The organism is Candidatus Poribacteria bacterium, from assembly GCA_016866785.1.
Classification (GTDB): Bacteria; Poribacteria; WGA-4E.
Genome location: VGLH01000033.1, coordinates 1 through 17,573, shown reverse-complemented (window position 1 = coordinate 17,573; position 17,573 = coordinate 1). Strand labels below are relative to the sequence as shown.

Sequence of the window (17,573 nt, the reverse complement as noted above, 5' to 3'; positions counted from 1 at the left end):
GCGGGTGCCCGCGATGTCGCTAGCCTGGCGACCGTGATCGTGGGGGAACTCATACGCGGCGACGCCGCCTTCCTTGCTGCCGTCGGCGCGATTCTCTTCATCGCCGCCTGCCTGCAGGGAATGAGCGGGTTCGGATTCGGCATGGTCGCGATGAGCCTGCTGCCGTTCGTCATCAGCGCCCGGACGGCGAGCGTCGTCGTTGCGTTCATGGCGCTGTCGAACACGCTCTACCTCGCCTGGCGCGTGCGGCGCACCATCGACTTCAAGCTGGTGTCCCATCTTCTCATCGGTTCTGCTGTCGGCGTTCCCATCGGGGTCTACGCGCTGCGAGTAATGCCGGACGACATGCTGAAGCGGCTGATCGGGCTGTCGATCCTTGGGTACTGCATCTACCTCATGGTGCGGAAGTTCCGCCGCCGACCCCCAGGACCCGGTCTATCGTTGCGCTGGCGCGTTCCTGTGGGCTTGACGGCTGGCATGCTCGGAGGCGCGGTCAACGTCGGCGGACCCCCGGTCATCCTGTACCTCTACAGCCAGCCCTGGGACCGTGAGCTGATCCGAGCGACGCTGATCGCCTACTTCGTCCTGACGACCATCCTGAAGGTCGCGTTCGTCTCCGTCGGCGGGCTGGTAACGCGCGACATGGCGGTCTACGCTTTGGGGTTCCCGGTCATCTGGGCAGGCGGCGGACTGGGGCTCTGGTTGGGAAGACGGCTCCGCCAGTCCCATTTCGATCTGTTCATCGCGGGCTCGCTCGCCCTCCTGGGCGCTCTGCTTCTGATCGGCGGGTGACGATGGTCGCGTCGGTGCATCGGTTCCTTCGGGGCGTGTGGAGCATCGTCGTCAAGGAGCTGATCCAGGCTCGCCGCGATCCGTCCATGTTCCCGCTCATCTTCGTCGCCCCGCTCGTGCAGCTCGCGCTGTTCGGCTACGCGGTCGCGACGAACATCCGTCACATCCCGACCGCGATCATGGACGAGGATCGCACCGCGCAAAGCCGGGCGTTCGTCGGACGATTCGGCAGTTCCGGCTACTTCAGCCTGCTCTACTTCGCCGACTCGGAGCGCGAACTCGAGGAACTGATCCAGTCGGGCAAAGCCGAGATCGCCATCCGCGTCCCGCGCGGGTTCGCCCGCGCTGCGAAGCGGCGCGAGAGCGCGTCCGTCCAGATGATCCTCGACGGCAGCGACTCGAACACGACGGCAATCGCCCTAGGTTACGCCGTCAGCATCGCCCGCGAGCACTCGGCGGAAGTCGCGGCGGAATGGCTGCGGGGAACCCGGCTCCAGCTTCCGGCAATCGACCTGCGGGCTCGCGCCTGGTACAACGAAGACCTCGACAACGTGAACTTCGTCGTGCCCGGCATCATCTGCACGATCCTAAGCCTCGTGACGACGGTGCTGACGGCGCAGGCGGTCGTTCGAGAGCGCGAACGCGGCACGATGGAGCAGTTGATCGTCTCGCCGATCTCGCGGACGCAGTTCATCGTCGGCAAGCTCGTGCCCTTCATGATCATCGGCTACATCGATGTTTTCCTGATCCTGACCGTCGGAACGTTCTGGTTCGGCGTGCCGTTCCGAGGCAGTGTCGTTCTGCTGTATGCCCTCGCGTTCGTGTTCCTGTTGAGCACGTTGGGAACCGGCTTGCTCATCTCGACGGTCGCGAACACGCAGGGACAGGCGAGCCTCGCCGCGAACTTCCTGCTGACGCCCTGGTTCCTGCTGTCCGGGTTCGTCTTCCCGATCGAAAACATGCCGACGGTCATCCAATGGGCGACCTATCTCATCCCGCTTCGATACTTCCTCGTCGTCATCCGGGGTATCATGCTCAAGGGCTTGGGGCTGGTGGACCTGTGGCAGCAGGTGCTTCCCCTCGCCGCGCTGGGCGTCTCGATACTCGGCGTGTCCGTGATGCGATTGCAGAAGCGTCTCGGTTGACGAGCCAGAACCGGAGGAGCGCATCCTTGGCGACCGCAACGCTGCGACTCAAGCGCGACCGCGACAAGCCGGTACGGCATCGTCACCCGTGGGTGTTCAGCGGCGGCGTCATGCGAATCGAAGGAACTGCCGCCCCGGGCGATGTCGTGAACGTCGTCGCGGACAACAGCGAATGGCTCGCGTACGCGTCGGTGAACCCGGATGCGAACCTGACCGCCCGCGTGCTCTCCTGGTCGAGAGCCGAACCCATCGACGATGGTTGGCTTGCAGCGCGGATCACGGCATCGATCCAGCACCGACGCGACATGGGCTACCTGGCCGAGGGCGGCGCGTGTCGGCTCGTGTTCGGCGAGTCGGACGGGCTCCCCGGGCTGGTCGTCGACGACTATGCCGGTTCGCTGGTGATGTCGATCCTGACGCCCTTCATGGAGCGCCGTCGCTCGGAGATCGTCGAAGCGCTTGTCCACGAGCTGAGTCCCGGTCGTATCAGCGAACGAAGCACCGACGACACGCGCGAGCGAGAAGGGCTGGAGCCCGTGTCGAGCACACTCGTCGGGAGCCCGGCAGACGGTCCCGTCACCTTCATGGAAGGCGAGTGCGCCTTCGTCGCCGACATCGGCTCCGGGCAGAAGACCGGCTTCTACCTCGATCAGCGGGTGAACCGCGAGCGCGTTGCCGAGTATGCGTCCGGGCGCGACGTGCTGAACCTGTTCTCCTACACGGGTTCGTTCGGCATCGCCGCGCTGCGAGCCGGGGCGTCCCACGTGACGAACGTGGACACGTCGGCGGAAGCCCTCGCCGTCGGGGAACGCATGGCTCGCGACAACGCCGTGGACGGTCGATGGGAATCGCTCGAAGGCAACGCCTTCAAGGTGCTGCGGGACTACCGCGACGAGGGGCGCCGGTTCGGAATGATCGTCATCGACCCGCCGAAGTTCGCGAGCACGCGAGCCCATGTCGAGGGCGCATGCCGAGGGTACAAGGACCTGAGCCTGCTCGGAATGAAGCTGCTGGAGCCCGGCGGAATCCTCGCAACGTTCTCGTGCTCCGGCATGGTGACGCCCCAGCTTTTCCGACAGGTGGTGGCGGCAGCAGCGATGGACTGCGGGCGCGACACGGTTCTCCTCGAGAAGCTGACCCAGCCACCCGACCATCCGATTCTGATGACCTTCCCCGAGTCCGAGTACCTCAAGGGCTTCATCATCCAGGCTCCCTAGTGGTCAGTGACTGTAATAGATAGGCTTATCGCTGTCGTTCCTCTGTCGAGGAGGACGATCCATCGGACGACATCGCACCTGCGTGGTATCGCTCGATCAGGCAGAACGGCAACGGCTGGAGTCGCTGACCAAGCAGGGACGGGAATCGGCGCAGGTGATTCGTCGCGCTCACACGTTCTTGCAGGCGTCGGAAGGGCGCATGAACCGTGAGATCGCCGAAACGTTCCGTGTCAGCGAACAGACGGTGATCAACACGACCAAATCAACACGACCAAGACGTATGCGACGGAGGGCTTGGACGCGGCCCTGTATGACTCGCCTCGCCCGGGGCGGCGCGGAAGTTGGACGGACGCGCCGAAGCGGAGTTGACGCTGTTGGCGTGCAGCGCGCCGCCGGATGGGTGGGCGAGGGCTACGACGGCGTCCACATCTTCGCGCCCGACGGCACGCTCATCGGCAGAATCCACCTGCCCGAGGCATGCGCTAACCTCTGCTTCGGTGGCGTCAAGCGGAACCGGCTCTTCATAGCGGCGAGCCAGTCGCTATACGCCGTGTATGTCGAGACGCAGGGGGCTACGGCTCCCTGAGCGTCGCCCCATCCGAGTTGGATTCCTGCAGCGACGAGCGACGCTGGGATCCCATCGACTGCTGCGCTTGGCACGCGTTGTGCTTCCGTTTCCAGGCCGTGGCACTCGTGGGCAGCGAACACGCTGACAGGGGCTTGGTCCAGCCGACGGCCGACAGCTGGGCGTTCCCGACCCATTTCGGGCGCTGCCGTCCCGCCGATGCACGCCGCCGGGCTGGTAGCCCCTAAGACAGCCTTGACAGCCAGTCCACGGCTTCGTGGAGGCCGATATGGGCATTCGGATGCTGAACGGGGCTGCTGTAATCGGTTTCGTGCTGCTTCTGCCTGCGTGTGCATGTCTCCGAAGTACGACCGTCGAACAATCCGCGCTCACACGAGCAGAGATCGTCGCCAAGATTGACCAACGCGCGGCAAACTGGTTTAGGGAGCATCCAGGGGAGAGCCACCCCGTTACTGTTCGCCTGTTCCATGACCCGGACACAGCGCCTATGGTGTACTCCCCGGCGTACCGGCAGGCCGAACTGGAATGCCGCGCGCTGTCGGGTCGGATGCGAGCATTCAGGGGGGCTGTCGGGCAGCCCTACCAGCATCCAGACATCGAGGTGCGCAGAGCCTATCACGCACTGGAAGTCGAGCTTGAAGGCGCAATCGCCCTCCTCTATCGTGCGCTGGACGAATCGCAGGTACGACAGAGGCAGAACCTCAGCGAGCTCAGAAGCCAGGCGTGGGCAGAGATCGAGCGACAGCTTCTGCGGTACGATGGGGTCCGGGTGTACGGTCCGGTACCGTACTCGCTCGTGGTATCCAGCGCCGCGCACCTGGATGCCATCGCTTCGTCACTTGATGTGCGGTACGTCAGCCTGACGGTCGTGCGGAAGCGGGAAACCGACCATGAGTAGCAGGCGCGTAGCCGTGGCGGCCCCTCTCGGGAGGCATTGCCCGCGGCTCAGGGCGAGTGACATGGCGACAGCGGCAAGGCAGGCCGCCTGCGGCGACGGGACGCCGCGCGATGCGCCTCGTCCGACAGCAACACGCCTCCGGTGTAGGGCTGGCCACACGGTCACGGCGGCCGTGTTGGCAGCTAGCCTTCTCGCCGGCGTCACGCTTGTGACCGGCTGTGCCTGCCTTCCGACTGCGCTGGGCGGGGTTCCCACAGCCGAGCGGCCAATGCCAGCCAAGATCGCCCGCAAGATCGATCCCGAAGCGCTGCAGTGGTTCCAGGAGCATCCCGGTGATCTCCGAGGAGTCGATATCCTGCTGGCGTTCGACTACAGCTCCGTGCCTCGCGAGTACCCGCCCGAGTGGGAGGAGCTCGAGAAGCAGAGCGCCCCGATCCGTGCCCGGATGAAGGAGCTCCAAGCCGTTCCCGGCGCCCCGTTCAACACGCCGCCCGGGTCACCCGAAAGGATGGAATACGCTCGTCTTTTCGCCGAGAGCCAGAGGTTGGCATCCGAGCGGGTGCGTATTGACCGGGAGGTACGCGATAGGCAGCAGCGGCGGTGGATGGAACTGACGGATCCCATCTGGGAGCGTGTCATTGAGCAGCTCAGGCGGATTGACGGCGTCACCGTCCACGTGTACCCGCGCAGTGAGCACATTGTTGGTGAGGTTCACGTCTCCGTCGCCGCGAGGACTGTGACGGGCCTTTATACCATCGCGTCGATCTCTGAAGTCGGGTACGTCCGGCTGTCGGTTGTCACGAGCACGTTTCTGAACGTGAGCAGCGTCGTCATCGGCGCCCAGGCGGTGCACGCCATGGTTCCGCCGAACAAGGGCGACGGCGTTCGCGTCGCCGTGTTGGACACCGGGATCCATGCCAGCGAGGCTCAACCCCATCCGCAGATGGCGCCGATCGACCTGGGATTGAGAGCCGTCTTCGTTGATCCTGGTTTCATGGTACCCCCGGAGAACGGCTACTGGGATGCCTTCAACCATGGTACGGCTGTGGCTGGCGTCATCAGGAACTCCCACCCACTGTACGTCGCGATCGCGCCCAACTGCACCCTGGTCAATGCCAAATGCGCCAACAGATACGGCCTGGGCGACATACGTTGGACACGGGACGCCGCGCGATGGGCGATCACGGAGCCGGAAATCCAGTCGAAGGTTGTGAACAACAGCCAAGGGGAAACGCTCGTCCCTGCAACAGGCGACACTGTGTACGAGAAATGGTTGGACTGGCGTCTGACCCAGAGCCCGGACGTCGTGTGGGCTCAAGGCGCAGGCAACAACACGAATGCGCCAGTCCGATCTCCGGGCGGCGCCTACAACTGCATCACCGTCAATACGTTCGACGACCATGGAACAGTGGCCGTAGGCGACGACACGTGGCACGACGGCGTTTCCGGGCCCGACGACGGCAGTTTCAGGAAGCCCGATCTCAGTGCGCCCGGGTGGAACATCACGACGGCTCGTGTGTTCAGCGAGAACTCCGGCACGACCCTTGTCAACGACTGGACGTCCGAGGCCGTCGGCACAGGGACCAGCATCGCGACTCCTCATGTCGCGGCAACGGCCGCCCTCGTCAAGCGTGCGTTGCCTGCTGCGTCCGGGTTAGTCACCAAAGCCATCATCGTCCATTCCGTCGATCCGCCGAGATCGCGTGCTCTCCATCCGACACAGTTCGGACTGGGATTGCGGCGGCTTGGACCGTGGAGTCCTCAGTGGGGTTGGGGAGAAGTGAACGCTCTGCGAGCGGTTGAGACCGCGCAGGCATCATCGACATACATCCGGCAGTTCGATTTGGCGGAAAGCGATGCGCGCACCTTTGATCTCCAGAACATCGTGTCACCCGCGCAAGCCACCGTGACGGTCTGCTGGATGCGGCACGTCGAGGACGAGGAACCGACCCCAGTTGTCGTGCCCTTCAGCCATGTGAACCTCGAGGTGGTCGACGGCGGCACCACCGTCGCAGGCGATACATCACATGGCAAGAACTCGGTCAAGAAGCTGTACTTCGCCGTCGATCCAGGAAAGACGTATACCGTACGCGTGAGCCGCCTCTCCACGGATCCGCCTGGAGTGGCGACGGAAACCATCGTGCTCGTATCAAGCCACGATCTGAGCAGCGTCTAGAGCCATGGTGACATTGCCGCGTTGTACGCGGATCACTGCGCCTTCATCCGGCCCCACAGCGCGGCGAGTTTCCCAGTGGGACGCACGGCGAGCGTCTTCTGACCGCTCATGGCTGCGAGGACCTCCTTCTCGGTCAGCGCGTGGCTGTAGACGGCGGCTTCGTCGAGCGATCCCATCGTGGGACCTCCGCCGCCCGGGGGCTGCGAACCGATGAAGAACGGGCAGTCGCACGTGTTCGGCTTGCCTGCCGCCGGGACCTGCTTCGTCATGACGCCGTCGATATACGCGGTCAGGTTCTTCTGGTCGTACGTCCCGACGAGGTGATGCCACTTGTCATCGACGACATCGCCGCCCTGTGTCTGGACATCGTTCGCGCCGGATGTGTAGCCGAACGTCATGATCGTCGGCAGAACCCACATCGAGTAGTTGCGGTTGGGCCAGCCCTCCTTGCCCATGACCATCTGGTAGGTTCCCGTCGCGCCCTTGATCTTGACCCAGACGGACATCGACCACTGCATCAGGCTCAGCTTGTCGGAGTGCTTCACGTTCGCTCTGCCGCCGGAGAACGCGAGCCCTTTCCCGAACTTGCCGTCCGTCCAGTCCGCCTTGCCTTCGATGACGCCGTCGAAGCCATTGCCCGTGCCGTCCTTGGCGTCCTGACCCTTCCCTTCGTCCAAGAGCCACATCGCGACGAGCTCTCCCCGCGCGATGGGCGCGACGAGAAGCCCTAGCGCCGCGAGACACCCGATCAACTTCGTCCGTGACATGCCGGTTCTCTCCTTCCGATGTGTCTGCGTGTCAGCGCGACCCGACGCGCAGCGTCAGCCGCGTCAGCGAACAGGGCGGGAACACGTGGTCGAGTGTCCCGTCCTCGAACGATGCTTGTGTGTCGGCAACGACGACGTTCTGTGTCTCGTTCCATCGGTTCGTCGCCATGTAGCCGTCGCCCGTGAGTCGGGTGACGTCGACCACCGGCTCGACATCGGCTCCTGCGACCGTCACGAGCGCTCGGATCGCGGAAACGGGATGTCGGTTCACGACGAAGAGCGAGTACGAGTCGCCCTCCTCGTCCGCGAGCGCCATCACGTCGAGATAGGGCACGTTCTCGCGCTTCCCCAGCCATTGCCCGTCGTTGGTGAACATGTCGCACTCGACCCGGACGCCCAGCGGCACGGTTCCCGCCTGCGCGCCGTATAGGCGCGTCGTCCACCACACGGGCGTCGTATAGACGATACTGCGTTCCTTGCGGAGCCCGCCGCCGTGGTTCAGCATCGCCGAATGCGTCACGAGTTCGACGATGCCGCTGCGGATGCACGCGTGAAGGATGCCAGCCGTCCAAAGCGCATCCGTCAGCGAGGCGTTGTTCGGTAGCGTCGGCTTATTCGTGAACACCTGGAGCTCCGTCACGGCGAGGACGGGCTCCAGTCCGGCATCGACCATCGGCTTGGCGAGCGAGTGGAGGTAGTCCGCGTAGCCCTCGGCGTGCGCCATGAACTCCAGGAACACCGCGCGCGGATCGGCGTCCGCCGGGATGTGGCTGCCCGGCAGCGAGTGCACCGAGATGGATCGCACGGTCGAACCGGCTCGTTCGACGAGCGTCCGGTTCCACGCTTGGGTATCTCCGTTGGCGACGATGAGGATGTCGGGATCGGCGGCGAGCATCGCATCGCGGAACCGCAGGTAGCGCTCCGCGTAGCCCTCGGCGTTCGTGTGCCCGATCTGCCAGCCGCCATAGAGCTCGTTGCCGATCTCCCAGTAGCGCACGTTGTAGGGCTCGGCGTGTCCGTTCCTGGCGCGGAGGCTGCCCATCGGCGTTTCCGTGCTGCCGTTGCAGTATTCGACCCAACGCCGGGCTTCGTCGGGCGTTCCGTTGCCTGCGTTGTTGCAGATAAGGGGCTCGCAACCGACCAACTCGCACAGACGGAGCCACTCATCCGTCCCGACGTGGTTGAACTCGACTTCGTGCCACGCGGGATTCGCCAGCGAAGGACGCGCATCCAGATCGCCAACGCCGTCCTCCCAGTGGTACCCGCTGACGAAGTTGCCGCCCGGGAAGCGGAGCATCGGGAGCTTCGCGTCGCGCATCATGGCGACGACTTCGGGCTCCCATCCTTCGATGTGGTCCGTCGGGAAGAGGACGATGCGTCGGAGCTCGAAGGTCGCCGTTCCGGCGAGCTCGATGGCGAGAACCGTCGGGTCGCCTGGCTCGAAGTCGCCTGCGACCGTCAGGCGCGCTGTCGCCGATCCCCACTCGCGATCGATGTCAACAGTCGTCTCGGCGACCGTCTCGCCCGTGGTGCGGAGCACGCGCACGACTGCTGTGGTCGCGGACGATGCTCTGGCGACAAGCGTCAGGTCGAACATGCGCACGCGGTGCAGCGGAGCCCAGATGCCCGTGGAGAGCCTGCCGTCGCCGGGTCCGACGCGCACTTGCTGGATGTCCTGGACACCGTCGCGCGCGTGACGGCACGTGACGTCGCCGTCCGCTAACCAGAACGCCGCGACGCCGCGCTGAGCGGATTCCGCGAGTCCTGCCAGACCGAACTGGCTCGACGCGGCTTCGAGCCGTCGGTTCAGGTTCTCGGCGTTCTGCCACCGGCTCGAAGGGACGAACTCCGGGTTGACGACGATCTGCGCCCACATCCCCTGGTAGACGTTCCTGCCGAGGTGTTCGGTGAACTTCCCGAACAGGTTGCGGGAGATGGCGGGCTTGCGTTCGGACGGATCGATCTCGATGCGGACTGTTGTCGGCGCTGCCGCCGCAACGGCGAACGCGGCGAAGGGGAGCATGACGCGCTCCTCTCGTTGGGGACGACTCGGAGCAGTGGGCTCCGCTCAAGTGGCTAGATTCCGCGCGACTTTTTGGATCGCCGCGCCGACATCCTCGATGTCGCCCTCCGACATGTCCTCGTGCAAGCCGAAGATGGCGACGGTCTTCAGCGCCTGGACGGCTCCCGGCACCAGGTCGCGCGTGTACTCGTAGTTGCGGCTGGTCACGTGGCACGAGAACGGGCACTGGCTCTTGCCGTAGGTGATCTTCTTGGCGAGGAAGTCGCCGCGCAGGTAGATCGGGTCGCCGATGTAGTGCGGGCCGACGGGAACGCCCTCGGCGCGGACTGCTTCGCAGAACCTGCCCGGGTCGTGGCCCGTGATGTGGAACACGTAGTTCCACCACGAAACCTCGTAGTCATCGGAGATGGGCAACACCGTGATGCCCGGCGCATCGGCGATGAGCTCAGAGAGTATCCTGCCCAGCCGGTGGCGCTTCTCGACGACCTGCCGGACGCGCGCCAACTGCGCGACGGCGACAGCCGCCGTGAGCTCGTTCATACGGTAGTTCGGGGCGAGGAAGGCGTGATCCCGTTCGCCCATGTAGCGGTAGTCCCAGCCTTTGTCAGAGAAGAGCTTCATCCGGTAGTAGGTGGCTTGGTCGTCGGTGCTGCAGATGCCGCCGTCGCCGGTGGTCATGTGCTTCGACTGCTGGAGGCTGAAGCAGCCGATGTCGCCGAACGTGCCGACGTATTTGCCCTTGTAGCGCGTCGCATGCGTCTGGCTGCAGTCCTCGATGAGTGTCACGTTGTGGCGTCGGGCTATCTCGACGACCTTCTCGATCTCGCACGGGCGGCCGAAGAGGTGGACGAGGATGATCGCCCGCGTCCGATCCGTGATGTTCGCCTCGATGGACTCCGGCGTCATGTTCATCGTGATCGGATCGACGTCGGCGAACACAGGGATCGCGTTCTGCTGGAGGATCGGCATGACGCTGCCGGGGTCGGTGATGGGAGCCGTGATGATCTCGTCGCCAGGGTCGGGGTTCACCGCTCCGACGGCGATGTGGATCGCCGCCGTGCCGCTCGTACAGGTCTGCGCGTAGCCGGACCCCATGAACTGGGCGAACTCCGTCTCCAGACGCGGCACAAAGTTGCCCGACTTTCCGAACAGGTTCTGGCTGCGGATCGCCTCGAGGACGAGCTCCTCCTCGCGCGCTCCGAAGGGACGGCGCGGCGGGAACGGAGTCGTCCGAATCGGCGTTCCCCCGGCGATGGCGAGCGCTTCAGACATCCCGCGTCCCCCTATCCGACGAGCGACCGCAGCAACGCGACCCCGCCTCGGATGTCCTCGATCTGCTTGTCGCCGGATATCTCCCGCTCAATGGTGATGTAGCCGTCGTAGCCGATCTCCTTGAGCTTGGCGACGAAGCGATCCATCCCGACGTCGCCTTCGCCCAGCGGCGTTTCCACGCCCCATGTCACGCCGGGCTTGTCCGACCATTTGCCGTCCTTGGCATGGACGCTTGCGATGTAGTCCTTGAGGACTCCCAGAGCCTCGATAGGCTCCCCGCAGCCGTAGAGGATCATGTTCGCCGGATCGAAGTTGACGCGCACGTTGGCGCGCTTGAGGTCCTTGAGGAATCCGAGGAGCGTCTCAGCTGGCTCCTGTCCGGTTTCGAGCGAGAACACTTGCCCGTTCACCGCGCAGTAGTCGGCGATGCGCTGGATCGTCGCGAGGATCTCCTTGTAGGCGGGGTCCTTTGTGTCTTCAGGCACGAAGCCGATGTGCGCCGCAACGGCGTCGACACCGAGCCCCTTGGCGAACTCGGACACGGCGAACGTCTTCTGAACGCGTTCTTCGCGCGTATCAGCCGGCACGTAGCCGACAGTCCTCTGGACGGTCGGGATGTCCGCGTAGCTCTCGCCGGCGAATCCGCAGAACACGGTCGTGATCGTGATGCCGGACTCCCGGATCGCGTCGCGCAGTTCCTCGAAGCGCGTTCCGCCGAGGTACTCCTCGGGCGGGCAGCCCATTTGCGCGTTCGTCACGCCGACCGCTTTGACCTTTTCCAGACTCTCAGCCGGGTCGTCGCCGACGCCGAGCATGATGCCGATCTCCATGGGCTTCTCAGGTTTCATCGCGTTCTCCTAGAGCAGTTCGGGGTTGTTGCTGCAGATGCCGTAGATTGGCTTGCGGATCAGTTCGCGGATCTCGTCGGGACGTTCCTCGTGCCAGAGGACGACTTCGAGCCCTGCCTCGTGGGCGCGACGCATCACGTCGTCGGTCAGGAGCGTGTGCGGCTGCGGATGCCGCTCCCAGCAGAAGTGGATGCAGTCCGCCTTCGCCTCCCGCGCCAACAGCAGGAAATCCTCTTCCCAGCTTCCCGTCAAGACCGACGTCTCGATCTCCGGCGCGTGTTCCTTGACGCGTCGCACCTTGGCAGCATCGAACGAGCAGAGAATGACGCGATCCACGCACCTCTTGCCGCGCACCAGATCCGCCGTTGGGATGGCGGATCCCTCGCCCTTGAGCTCGATGCACAGCACGGCTTCGCGGGCGAACCCGTCGATGACCTCGGCAAGCGTTGGGATCGGTTCGCCCTCGCCAGCGTCGAGTCGACGGAGCTCGTTGCTCGCCATCTCGGCGACGGCTCCGGTTCCGTCTGTCGTCTTGTCGACATAGGCGTCGTGGATGACGACGAGCTCGCCGTCCTTCGACACATGGACGTCGAGTTCGATGGCGTCGGCGCCCAGTTCTAACGCCCTTCGGAACGCTCTCAGCGTGTTCTCGGGTTCGTGCGCAGAGGCTCCGCGATGCGCGATCTTGAGGTAGCCTGCGGCGGGCTGCTTCCGCGTGATCGTCATGCCAACATCGCCCACCGTGACATGTCGACTCGACCCTCGAAGGGCTTGCCTGCGAAGTAGTTCTCGATCGCCGCCGTTGTGAGCTCCCCGATCTTGAAGTAACCGTAGTATCCCGCTCCGGAGACGTGCGGCGTGATGAACACATTCGTCAGCGAGCGCAGCGGATGGTCGGGCGGCAGAGGCTCTGGCGTCGTCACGTCGAGCACGACCTGGATGCGCCCGGATCGGGCGACGTGGTAGAGAGCCTCGTGGTCCACGACCGACCCGCGCGACGTGTTGACGAATACGGCTCCGTCGCGAAGGTGCGCAAGCTCGCGCGCCCCGACCATGCGGTCCGTCTCCGGGATCGACGGCGCGTGAACCGTCAGGAAGTCGGCACGCGCGAAGAGGTCCTCCAGCACCTGCACGAGCTCGACGCCGAGGACCCCCGCATCGTACTCGCTCAACAGCGGGTCGTACAGGATGATCTCCACGCCGAATGGGCGAAGCAGTTCGATCAGCTCGCGAGCGACGGTGCTCGCCGAGACGATGCCGACCGTGCTGCCCCGCAGGTACTGACCGTTGCTTGGAACCTCCGATTTGCTCCATCCTCCGCTACGGATGGTGCTCATGTGGTCGAACCAGCGGCGGCTCGCCATAATCATGTAGCCAACGGTCGCCTCGGACACGTTGTACGCGATAGCGCGGTTGGCGCTGAACACGGCGATGTCGCGAGCCATGATCGAGTCGGCGACGTCGTTGAGCATGCCGCGCACCGATCCCGCAGAATGGGCGATCAAACGCAGCCGGTCTGCGCGCGCCATCGCATCTTGGGTGATCCGGGGGGCTCCCCAGCCCGTCAGGAGCGCATCGTACCCGGCGATCTCGTTCGCCAACTGCTCGGACGTGTAGTTCCGTTCCGACGAATTGGCGTGCACATCGAAGTGGGTCTGGAGGCGTGTGTAGTCCTCAGGTCGGAAGACCTTGCGCGTGTGGCTCGGCGTGCAGACGTACAGAATGCGTGGGACGGTGCGTTCCATGCGTAACTCCACTCGGCGGCGAAGGAGCGGCGGAGCGCCACGGGGCTATCTTACCAGCGTGACCCCGTCGCGCAACAGGGAACGCACCAGCATGCCGGCAGCACACAGGTGACGCACGAATGAACAACACACCCACCCAGGAACTGACGTCCGCGCTCGCAGCCATGTGGGAGCGCCGGTCCGCGCGAGTGCTGCCGATCGGTGCGCACGCCATGGGGGAGACATGGCGCGTCGAGTTTCGGGACGGTCAGACGCCCGCAATCGCGGTTCTGAAGCGCGTTCCTGAGGACGTCGCAGGAACCGATATCCTCGCCCGCGTGCGGCTGATCGAGCGTCTGTGCGAGGCGGGAGTGTCCGAGCTGCGCGTCGTCCCGACCGTCTACGGCACGCGATCGGCTTTGATGGACGACGGGCGAATCTATCTGCTGTTCGACTGGATCGACGGCGACGAGTTCAACGCGAACCATCCCAATGCGTTCACGGAGGCCGGCGCGTACATGGCGGAGTTCCACCGCGCGGTCGCCCAGTATGACGATCCGCTGTTTCCGCGACCGAAGGGCGGCATTTCCGAGCTGTGGCGCGGCGAGATTCTCCGCCGGGCGGAACTGCTCGTCGATTCGCCATGTCCGACGCGATGGCTCGATCGGCTCGAACAAACCCTCCACATGGCGCATCCGCCGAGCGCCGAGCTTCCGACATGCGTGGTGCACGGCGACTTTCGGGCGCAGAACCTGCGGTTCCGCCACGGTAGAGCCCGAGCGCTGCTCGACCTCGATGGAGCCCACATCGGGACGCGGATCGCCGACCTCACTTACACGCTGCTGTTCTACGCGTCGGTCTACCGGGGCGGGCCCATGTCGGCGCAAGAGACCGAGGAGATTCTTCGGGCGTACACGCGGGGCAATCCGCTGACGGAAGGCGAGCGCGAGTCGCTTCCAGCATGGCTCCATCTCGCTCTTTGGCGTGGCGTCAGCCTGTGGCTCCAGCTCCACTTCGTCGATGGATTCCCTGAGCGCACGCTGTCCTGGGCGCGTCTGTTCGGGGACGACCTTTCGTGGTTTGACGCCCGCGTACAGCAGGTGCGGGAGTGGGTGAGGAGTCCGTCGTAACGCTGGAATGCGTGAGCGCTGCTGAGCCGAAACGATAGGGGCGACTCGACGAGTCGCCCCTATCTGCGGGATTGACCCTCGACGTGGGCTACTTGTAGATGACCATCCGGCGCGTCCCGCGGAAGGAGCCCGCGCGGAGCTCGTAGAAGTAGACCCCGCTAGCGACGCGCTCCCCGAGCTCGTTCCGACCGTCCCAGTACGTCGCACCAGTCCGCGACGTGTAGTAGCCCGCCTCGCGATAGCCCAGATCGAGCTTGCGGACCAGAGCTCCCGACACGTCGTAGATGTTCACCGTGACGACGGAGCTTTCCTTGAGCTCGAAGGGAATCCACGTCTCCGGGTTGAAGGGGTTGGGGTAGTTCGCCATCAGGCGGCTCCGCGACGGCGGCGTGAAGGTGTGCCTACCCGCGTCGAGACGCATCGAGCCGTCGCGGCTCAGGTCGCAACGCTCATCGCCTGATTCGACGACGATCCGGTAGCCAGCCGGAAGCGTCTGCGCCGTCCAGCGGAGCGTGCCCGCTTCCGCAAGGTTCGCTGAGAGCTCCCACGTGGCTTCGCGCTGACTCGACGGAAGGACGTTCCGCGTCATCCGCTCGATGGGGTCGTCGGTCTGGACGAAGAACTCGGAGTAGCTGCGGATCGGAGGAGCCGGAGGCAGACCCACGTCGTAGGCGTCGAAGCCCACCTGCGCCTTCAGGCTCCTTCCGAGCTCGACCGCCTTGAGCGCCCCGCTGTCCAGCGAGATCGTCAGCGGCGCGACCCAGTCCGGAGACGGAGCCGGACGCTGGACGATGGCAGGAGCCGTCGGCGCCTGACTGATCGTCACCGTCCGAGGCGTCGTCAGCTCGTTGTAGACCCAGTAGCCCCTGAATGGCACAAGATTCGCTGCCCCAGCCTTTGCCACGAAGTAGTCCGCGCCGTCGTAGCCGAAGATGGTGTTGGGCGTCGTGGTGTAAGCCGCAGCGGTCAGGCCGCCGAGCGTGACGCCGACAAGATTCCACCCCGGATACAGCATCACTTCCACGGACCGCTCCGCCGCGTGGCTGGTGTACACGGAGAACGTCGTCGCCAATGGTCCGGCAACAGGATCGCGGAAGGTGAAGTAGCCCTTCGAAACAAACGGCAGCGGATCGGGAGAGGTGAGCGTCACTAGTTCCCAGTTCGGGACAGCCAGCGACGGGTTCCACCCGTACATCGTCACGACGCCGCGGGTCGCTAGCGGTCAGTGGCTCCGGAAGGTTCCAGCGCATCGGGTCCCGCGTCCGTTCTCTCCGAGTAGACAGAGCAGATCCTGGACACGTTCGACAGCCGCCGTCGGAGCAAGAAGGCGGAGACGGTCTTCCGAGACCTCGTCCACGAGCGAATCAGCCACGAGATGGCTGCCGTACAGCTCCGTGACCTGACGAAGCGGCAGAAGGAGGCTGGTTGGAGAAGGACTTCCGCGCCACATGGAAGCGGACGTTCGCGCTCCGCGTGTAGACGCCGAGACGCTACGGCGTCACGGCGGCGGGAGGATTGCTTTCGTCCGACTCGTCGTCGGGCGTTCCCGTCGCGGCGGGTTCGCACGTCGTCCGAACGCGGCTTCGCGCCAGCTTGCCGGATGGAATCGTCCTGCTGCGCGTCGTGTGCGATCTCGCGGGCTCCTCATGGCGTTCAGAAGACGCGGGTGCGGTGATCGCGCCGAGCCCCCTCCGGCGGCGCTACTTCGTCACCTCGCCGGATAGGGCTGTGCGGCTCAGGGCGTATGCGCCCGCGCACTTCCGCATCGTGGTGCGTCCCGTGAGCTCCGCTGATCCCGCTGGCGTGGTGAACGTCCGGGTTCGTCGACTGTTCGATGGCGCTGGCGCACCGGACACGTGCGCTGGGCGGCAGGGGCTACCGGCGGTCGTCGATGGAGTGGCGGTCCAGCGCTTGGAACGCCGCTGTTCGGCGCGGAGGAAGCGCGGCGCTCTCTATCGCTCGCTCCGACGCCGACGTTCGCCCCGCTGCTCGGGATCACGACATCGGCGACCAGCGGCGATGACGAACCGAGATCGCAGCACGGTCGTGCTGTCGCTGTCCACCATGCTGACGCCCGACCGCGACTACGGAACCTTCTCGCCGTCGGAGATGGAGTTCGCTGACGAGAAGGCGCGGTTCCAGTGGTCGCCTATCGGCTCCGGGCGGACCGCGAGCGAGGGAGACGGCGCATGACGCGAGACGAACTGCTGATTCTGCTCGAACTCGCGTTCACGGACGTAGAACGACTGCTGCTGCACAGTACGTCGAACAACTGATGGCGGAACTGGCGCGCGAGCCGGAGTATCACTTCCAGATCACGTCGCTCGATGAGGGCGATTCCGACCGCCTGTCGGTGGTCTACCAGTGCATACAGATCGCGCATCGCTCCCACGAGCGGAGGCAGAAGCTGGCGGCGCAGTACGGCACGCTCATGGAGTGCCTCGCCCTGGTCTCGACTCGGGGGGAAAGAGCGCTTCATGGGCGAGTTCCTCCAGATCCTGTCGCCGGACAAGCGCGAGCACAAACGGGACGTGAGGGCGTTCCGGCGCTCCATGGGTCTCGACACGGTGACGGAGCGGTACAAGCGGCGACTGTTGCGCGAGGAGATGCTGGAGACGTTCGCCATCGGGACCGTCGGGAGCTTCACCGCGAGCGTGCTGATGACCGTCGCGCTGGACTTTGAGAACGGCGAAGCCAATGCGCGGGAGCTCCTAGCGACGGTCAAGGTAGAGCCGTTTCTGCTGGAAGCGGTTCGCGAATCGACTCGCTGGCAGAGCCGTCTCGCCGCGTTCAATGCGCTCGGGAAGATCGTCCGAGCCCTGCCGGTGGAGATGCGCTTCTCTCTGCTCGACTTCAGCACGGTTCACGTGATCACGTCGTACAGCATGGATCCGCAAGAGAACATCTGGGTGCAGTGCAGGGCGATCCAGCGCCTCGCCGAGATGCAGACGATGGACGCCGTCATCGTGATGCGGTCGAGGCTGCTCATGGACGA

15 protein-coding genes and 1 pseudogene are annotated in these 17,573 nt (G+C 64.9%); 9 read left to right on the top strand and 7 right to left on the bottom strand.

Features of this window, described 5'->3' with window-relative positions:
• The first annotated feature begins 39 nt into the window (after positions 1-39).
• The 6 genes and pseudogenes from FJZ36_06745 to FJZ36_06720 all read left to right on the top strand — a co-directional run bounded on the left by FJZ36_06745 (position 40) and on the right by FJZ36_06720 (position 6,814).
• Positions 40-792, top strand: coding sequence for a sulfite exporter TauE/SafE family protein (locus FJZ36_06745; protein MBM3214595.1), 753 nt, complete (start codon positions 40-42; stop codon positions 790-792).
• Positions 793-794: 2 nt separating this feature from the next.
• Complete coding sequence (locus tag FJZ36_06740) at positions 795-1,937, top strand: ABC transporter permease (GenBank protein ID MBM3214594.1); 1,143 nt, start codon at positions 795-797, stop codon at positions 1,935-1,937.
• Positions 1,769-3,154: a class I SAM-dependent rRNA methyltransferase gene (locus FJZ36_06735; protein MBM3214593.1), complete on the top strand. Its 1,386-nt coding sequence runs from the start codon at positions 1,769-1,771 to the stop codon at positions 3,152-3,154. Before FJZ36_06740 ends, FJZ36_06735 begins: the two co-directional genes overlap by 169 nt.
• Positions 3,155-3,545: 391 nt before the next feature.
• Positions 3,546-3,740, top strand: a pseudogene (locus FJZ36_06730) (SMP-30/gluconolactonase/LRE family protein).
• 487 nt (positions 3,741-4,227) lie between these two features.
• On the top strand, positions 4,228-4,638 hold the full coding sequence (locus tag FJZ36_06725) for a hypothetical protein (GenBank protein MBM3214592.1): 411 nt from the start codon (positions 4,228-4,230) through the stop codon (positions 4,636-4,638).
• Positions 4,631-6,814, top strand: coding sequence for a hypothetical protein (locus tag FJZ36_06720; GenBank protein ID MBM3214591.1), 2,184 nt, complete (start codon positions 4,631-4,633; stop codon positions 6,812-6,814). Before FJZ36_06725 ends, FJZ36_06720 begins: the two co-directional genes overlap by 8 nt.
• Positions 6,815-6,846: 32 nt before the next feature.
• Here FJZ36_06720 and FJZ36_06715 read toward each other — a convergent pair whose 3' ends face one another.
• The 6 genes from FJZ36_06715 to FJZ36_06690 are packed head-to-tail and all read right to left on the bottom strand — an operon-like array spanning position 6,847 to position 13,469.
• The gene (locus FJZ36_06715; GenBank protein MBM3214590.1) at positions 6,847-7,581 is read right to left on the bottom strand and encodes a LamG domain-containing protein; all 735 of its coding nucleotides are present in this window, start codon (positions 7,579-7,581) and stop codon (positions 6,847-6,849) included.
• Between the two features lie 31 nt (positions 7,582-7,612).
• Positions 7,613-9,604, bottom strand: coding sequence for a hypothetical protein (locus tag FJZ36_06710; GenBank protein MBM3214589.1), 1,992 nt, complete (start codon positions 9,602-9,604; stop codon positions 7,613-7,615).
• A gap of 45 nt (positions 9,605-9,649) precedes the next feature.
• Positions 9,650-10,876, bottom strand: coding sequence for a DegT/DnrJ/EryC1/StrS family aminotransferase (locus tag FJZ36_06705; protein MBM3214588.1), 1,227 nt, complete (start codon positions 10,874-10,876; stop codon positions 9,650-9,652).
• Positions 10,877-10,887: 11 nt separating this feature from the next.
• Complete coding sequence (locus FJZ36_06700) at positions 10,888-11,724, bottom strand: sugar phosphate isomerase/epimerase (GenBank protein ID MBM3214587.1); 837 nt, start codon at positions 11,722-11,724, stop codon at positions 10,888-10,890.
• 9 nt (positions 11,725-11,733) lie between these two features.
• On the bottom strand, positions 11,734-12,450 hold the full coding sequence (locus tag FJZ36_06695) for a glycerophosphodiester phosphodiesterase (protein ID MBM3214586.1): 717 nt from the start codon (positions 12,448-12,450) through the stop codon (positions 11,734-11,736).
• Complete coding sequence (locus FJZ36_06690; protein MBM3214585.1) at positions 12,447-13,469, bottom strand: hydroxyacid dehydrogenase; 1,023 nt, start codon at positions 13,467-13,469, stop codon at positions 12,447-12,449. The genes FJZ36_06695 and FJZ36_06690 overlap by 4 nt, the downstream gene beginning before the upstream one ends.
• Positions 13,470-13,588: 119 nt before the next feature.
• Between FJZ36_06690 and FJZ36_06685 the strand changes: the two genes are divergently transcribed.
• Positions 13,589-14,578, top strand: coding sequence for a hypothetical protein (locus tag FJZ36_06685; GenBank protein ID MBM3214584.1), 990 nt, complete (start codon positions 13,589-13,591; stop codon positions 14,576-14,578).
• Positions 14,579-14,666: 88 nt separating this feature from the next.
• Here FJZ36_06685 and FJZ36_06680 read toward each other — a convergent pair whose 3' ends face one another.
• Positions 14,667-15,773, bottom strand: coding sequence for a T9SS type A sorting domain-containing protein (locus tag FJZ36_06680; protein MBM3214583.1), 1,107 nt, complete (start codon positions 15,771-15,773; stop codon positions 14,667-14,669).
• Positions 15,774-16,093: 320 nt separating this feature from the next.
• Between FJZ36_06680 and FJZ36_06675 the strand changes: the two genes are divergently transcribed.
• Positions 16,094-16,771, top strand: coding sequence for a hypothetical protein (locus FJZ36_06675; GenBank protein ID MBM3214582.1), 678 nt, complete (start codon positions 16,094-16,096; stop codon positions 16,769-16,771).
• Positions 16,772-17,055: 284 nt separating this feature from the next.
• A partial coding sequence (locus tag FJZ36_06670; protein ID MBM3214581.1) for a hypothetical protein occupies positions 17,056-17,573 on the top strand: 518 nt, incomplete at its 3' end.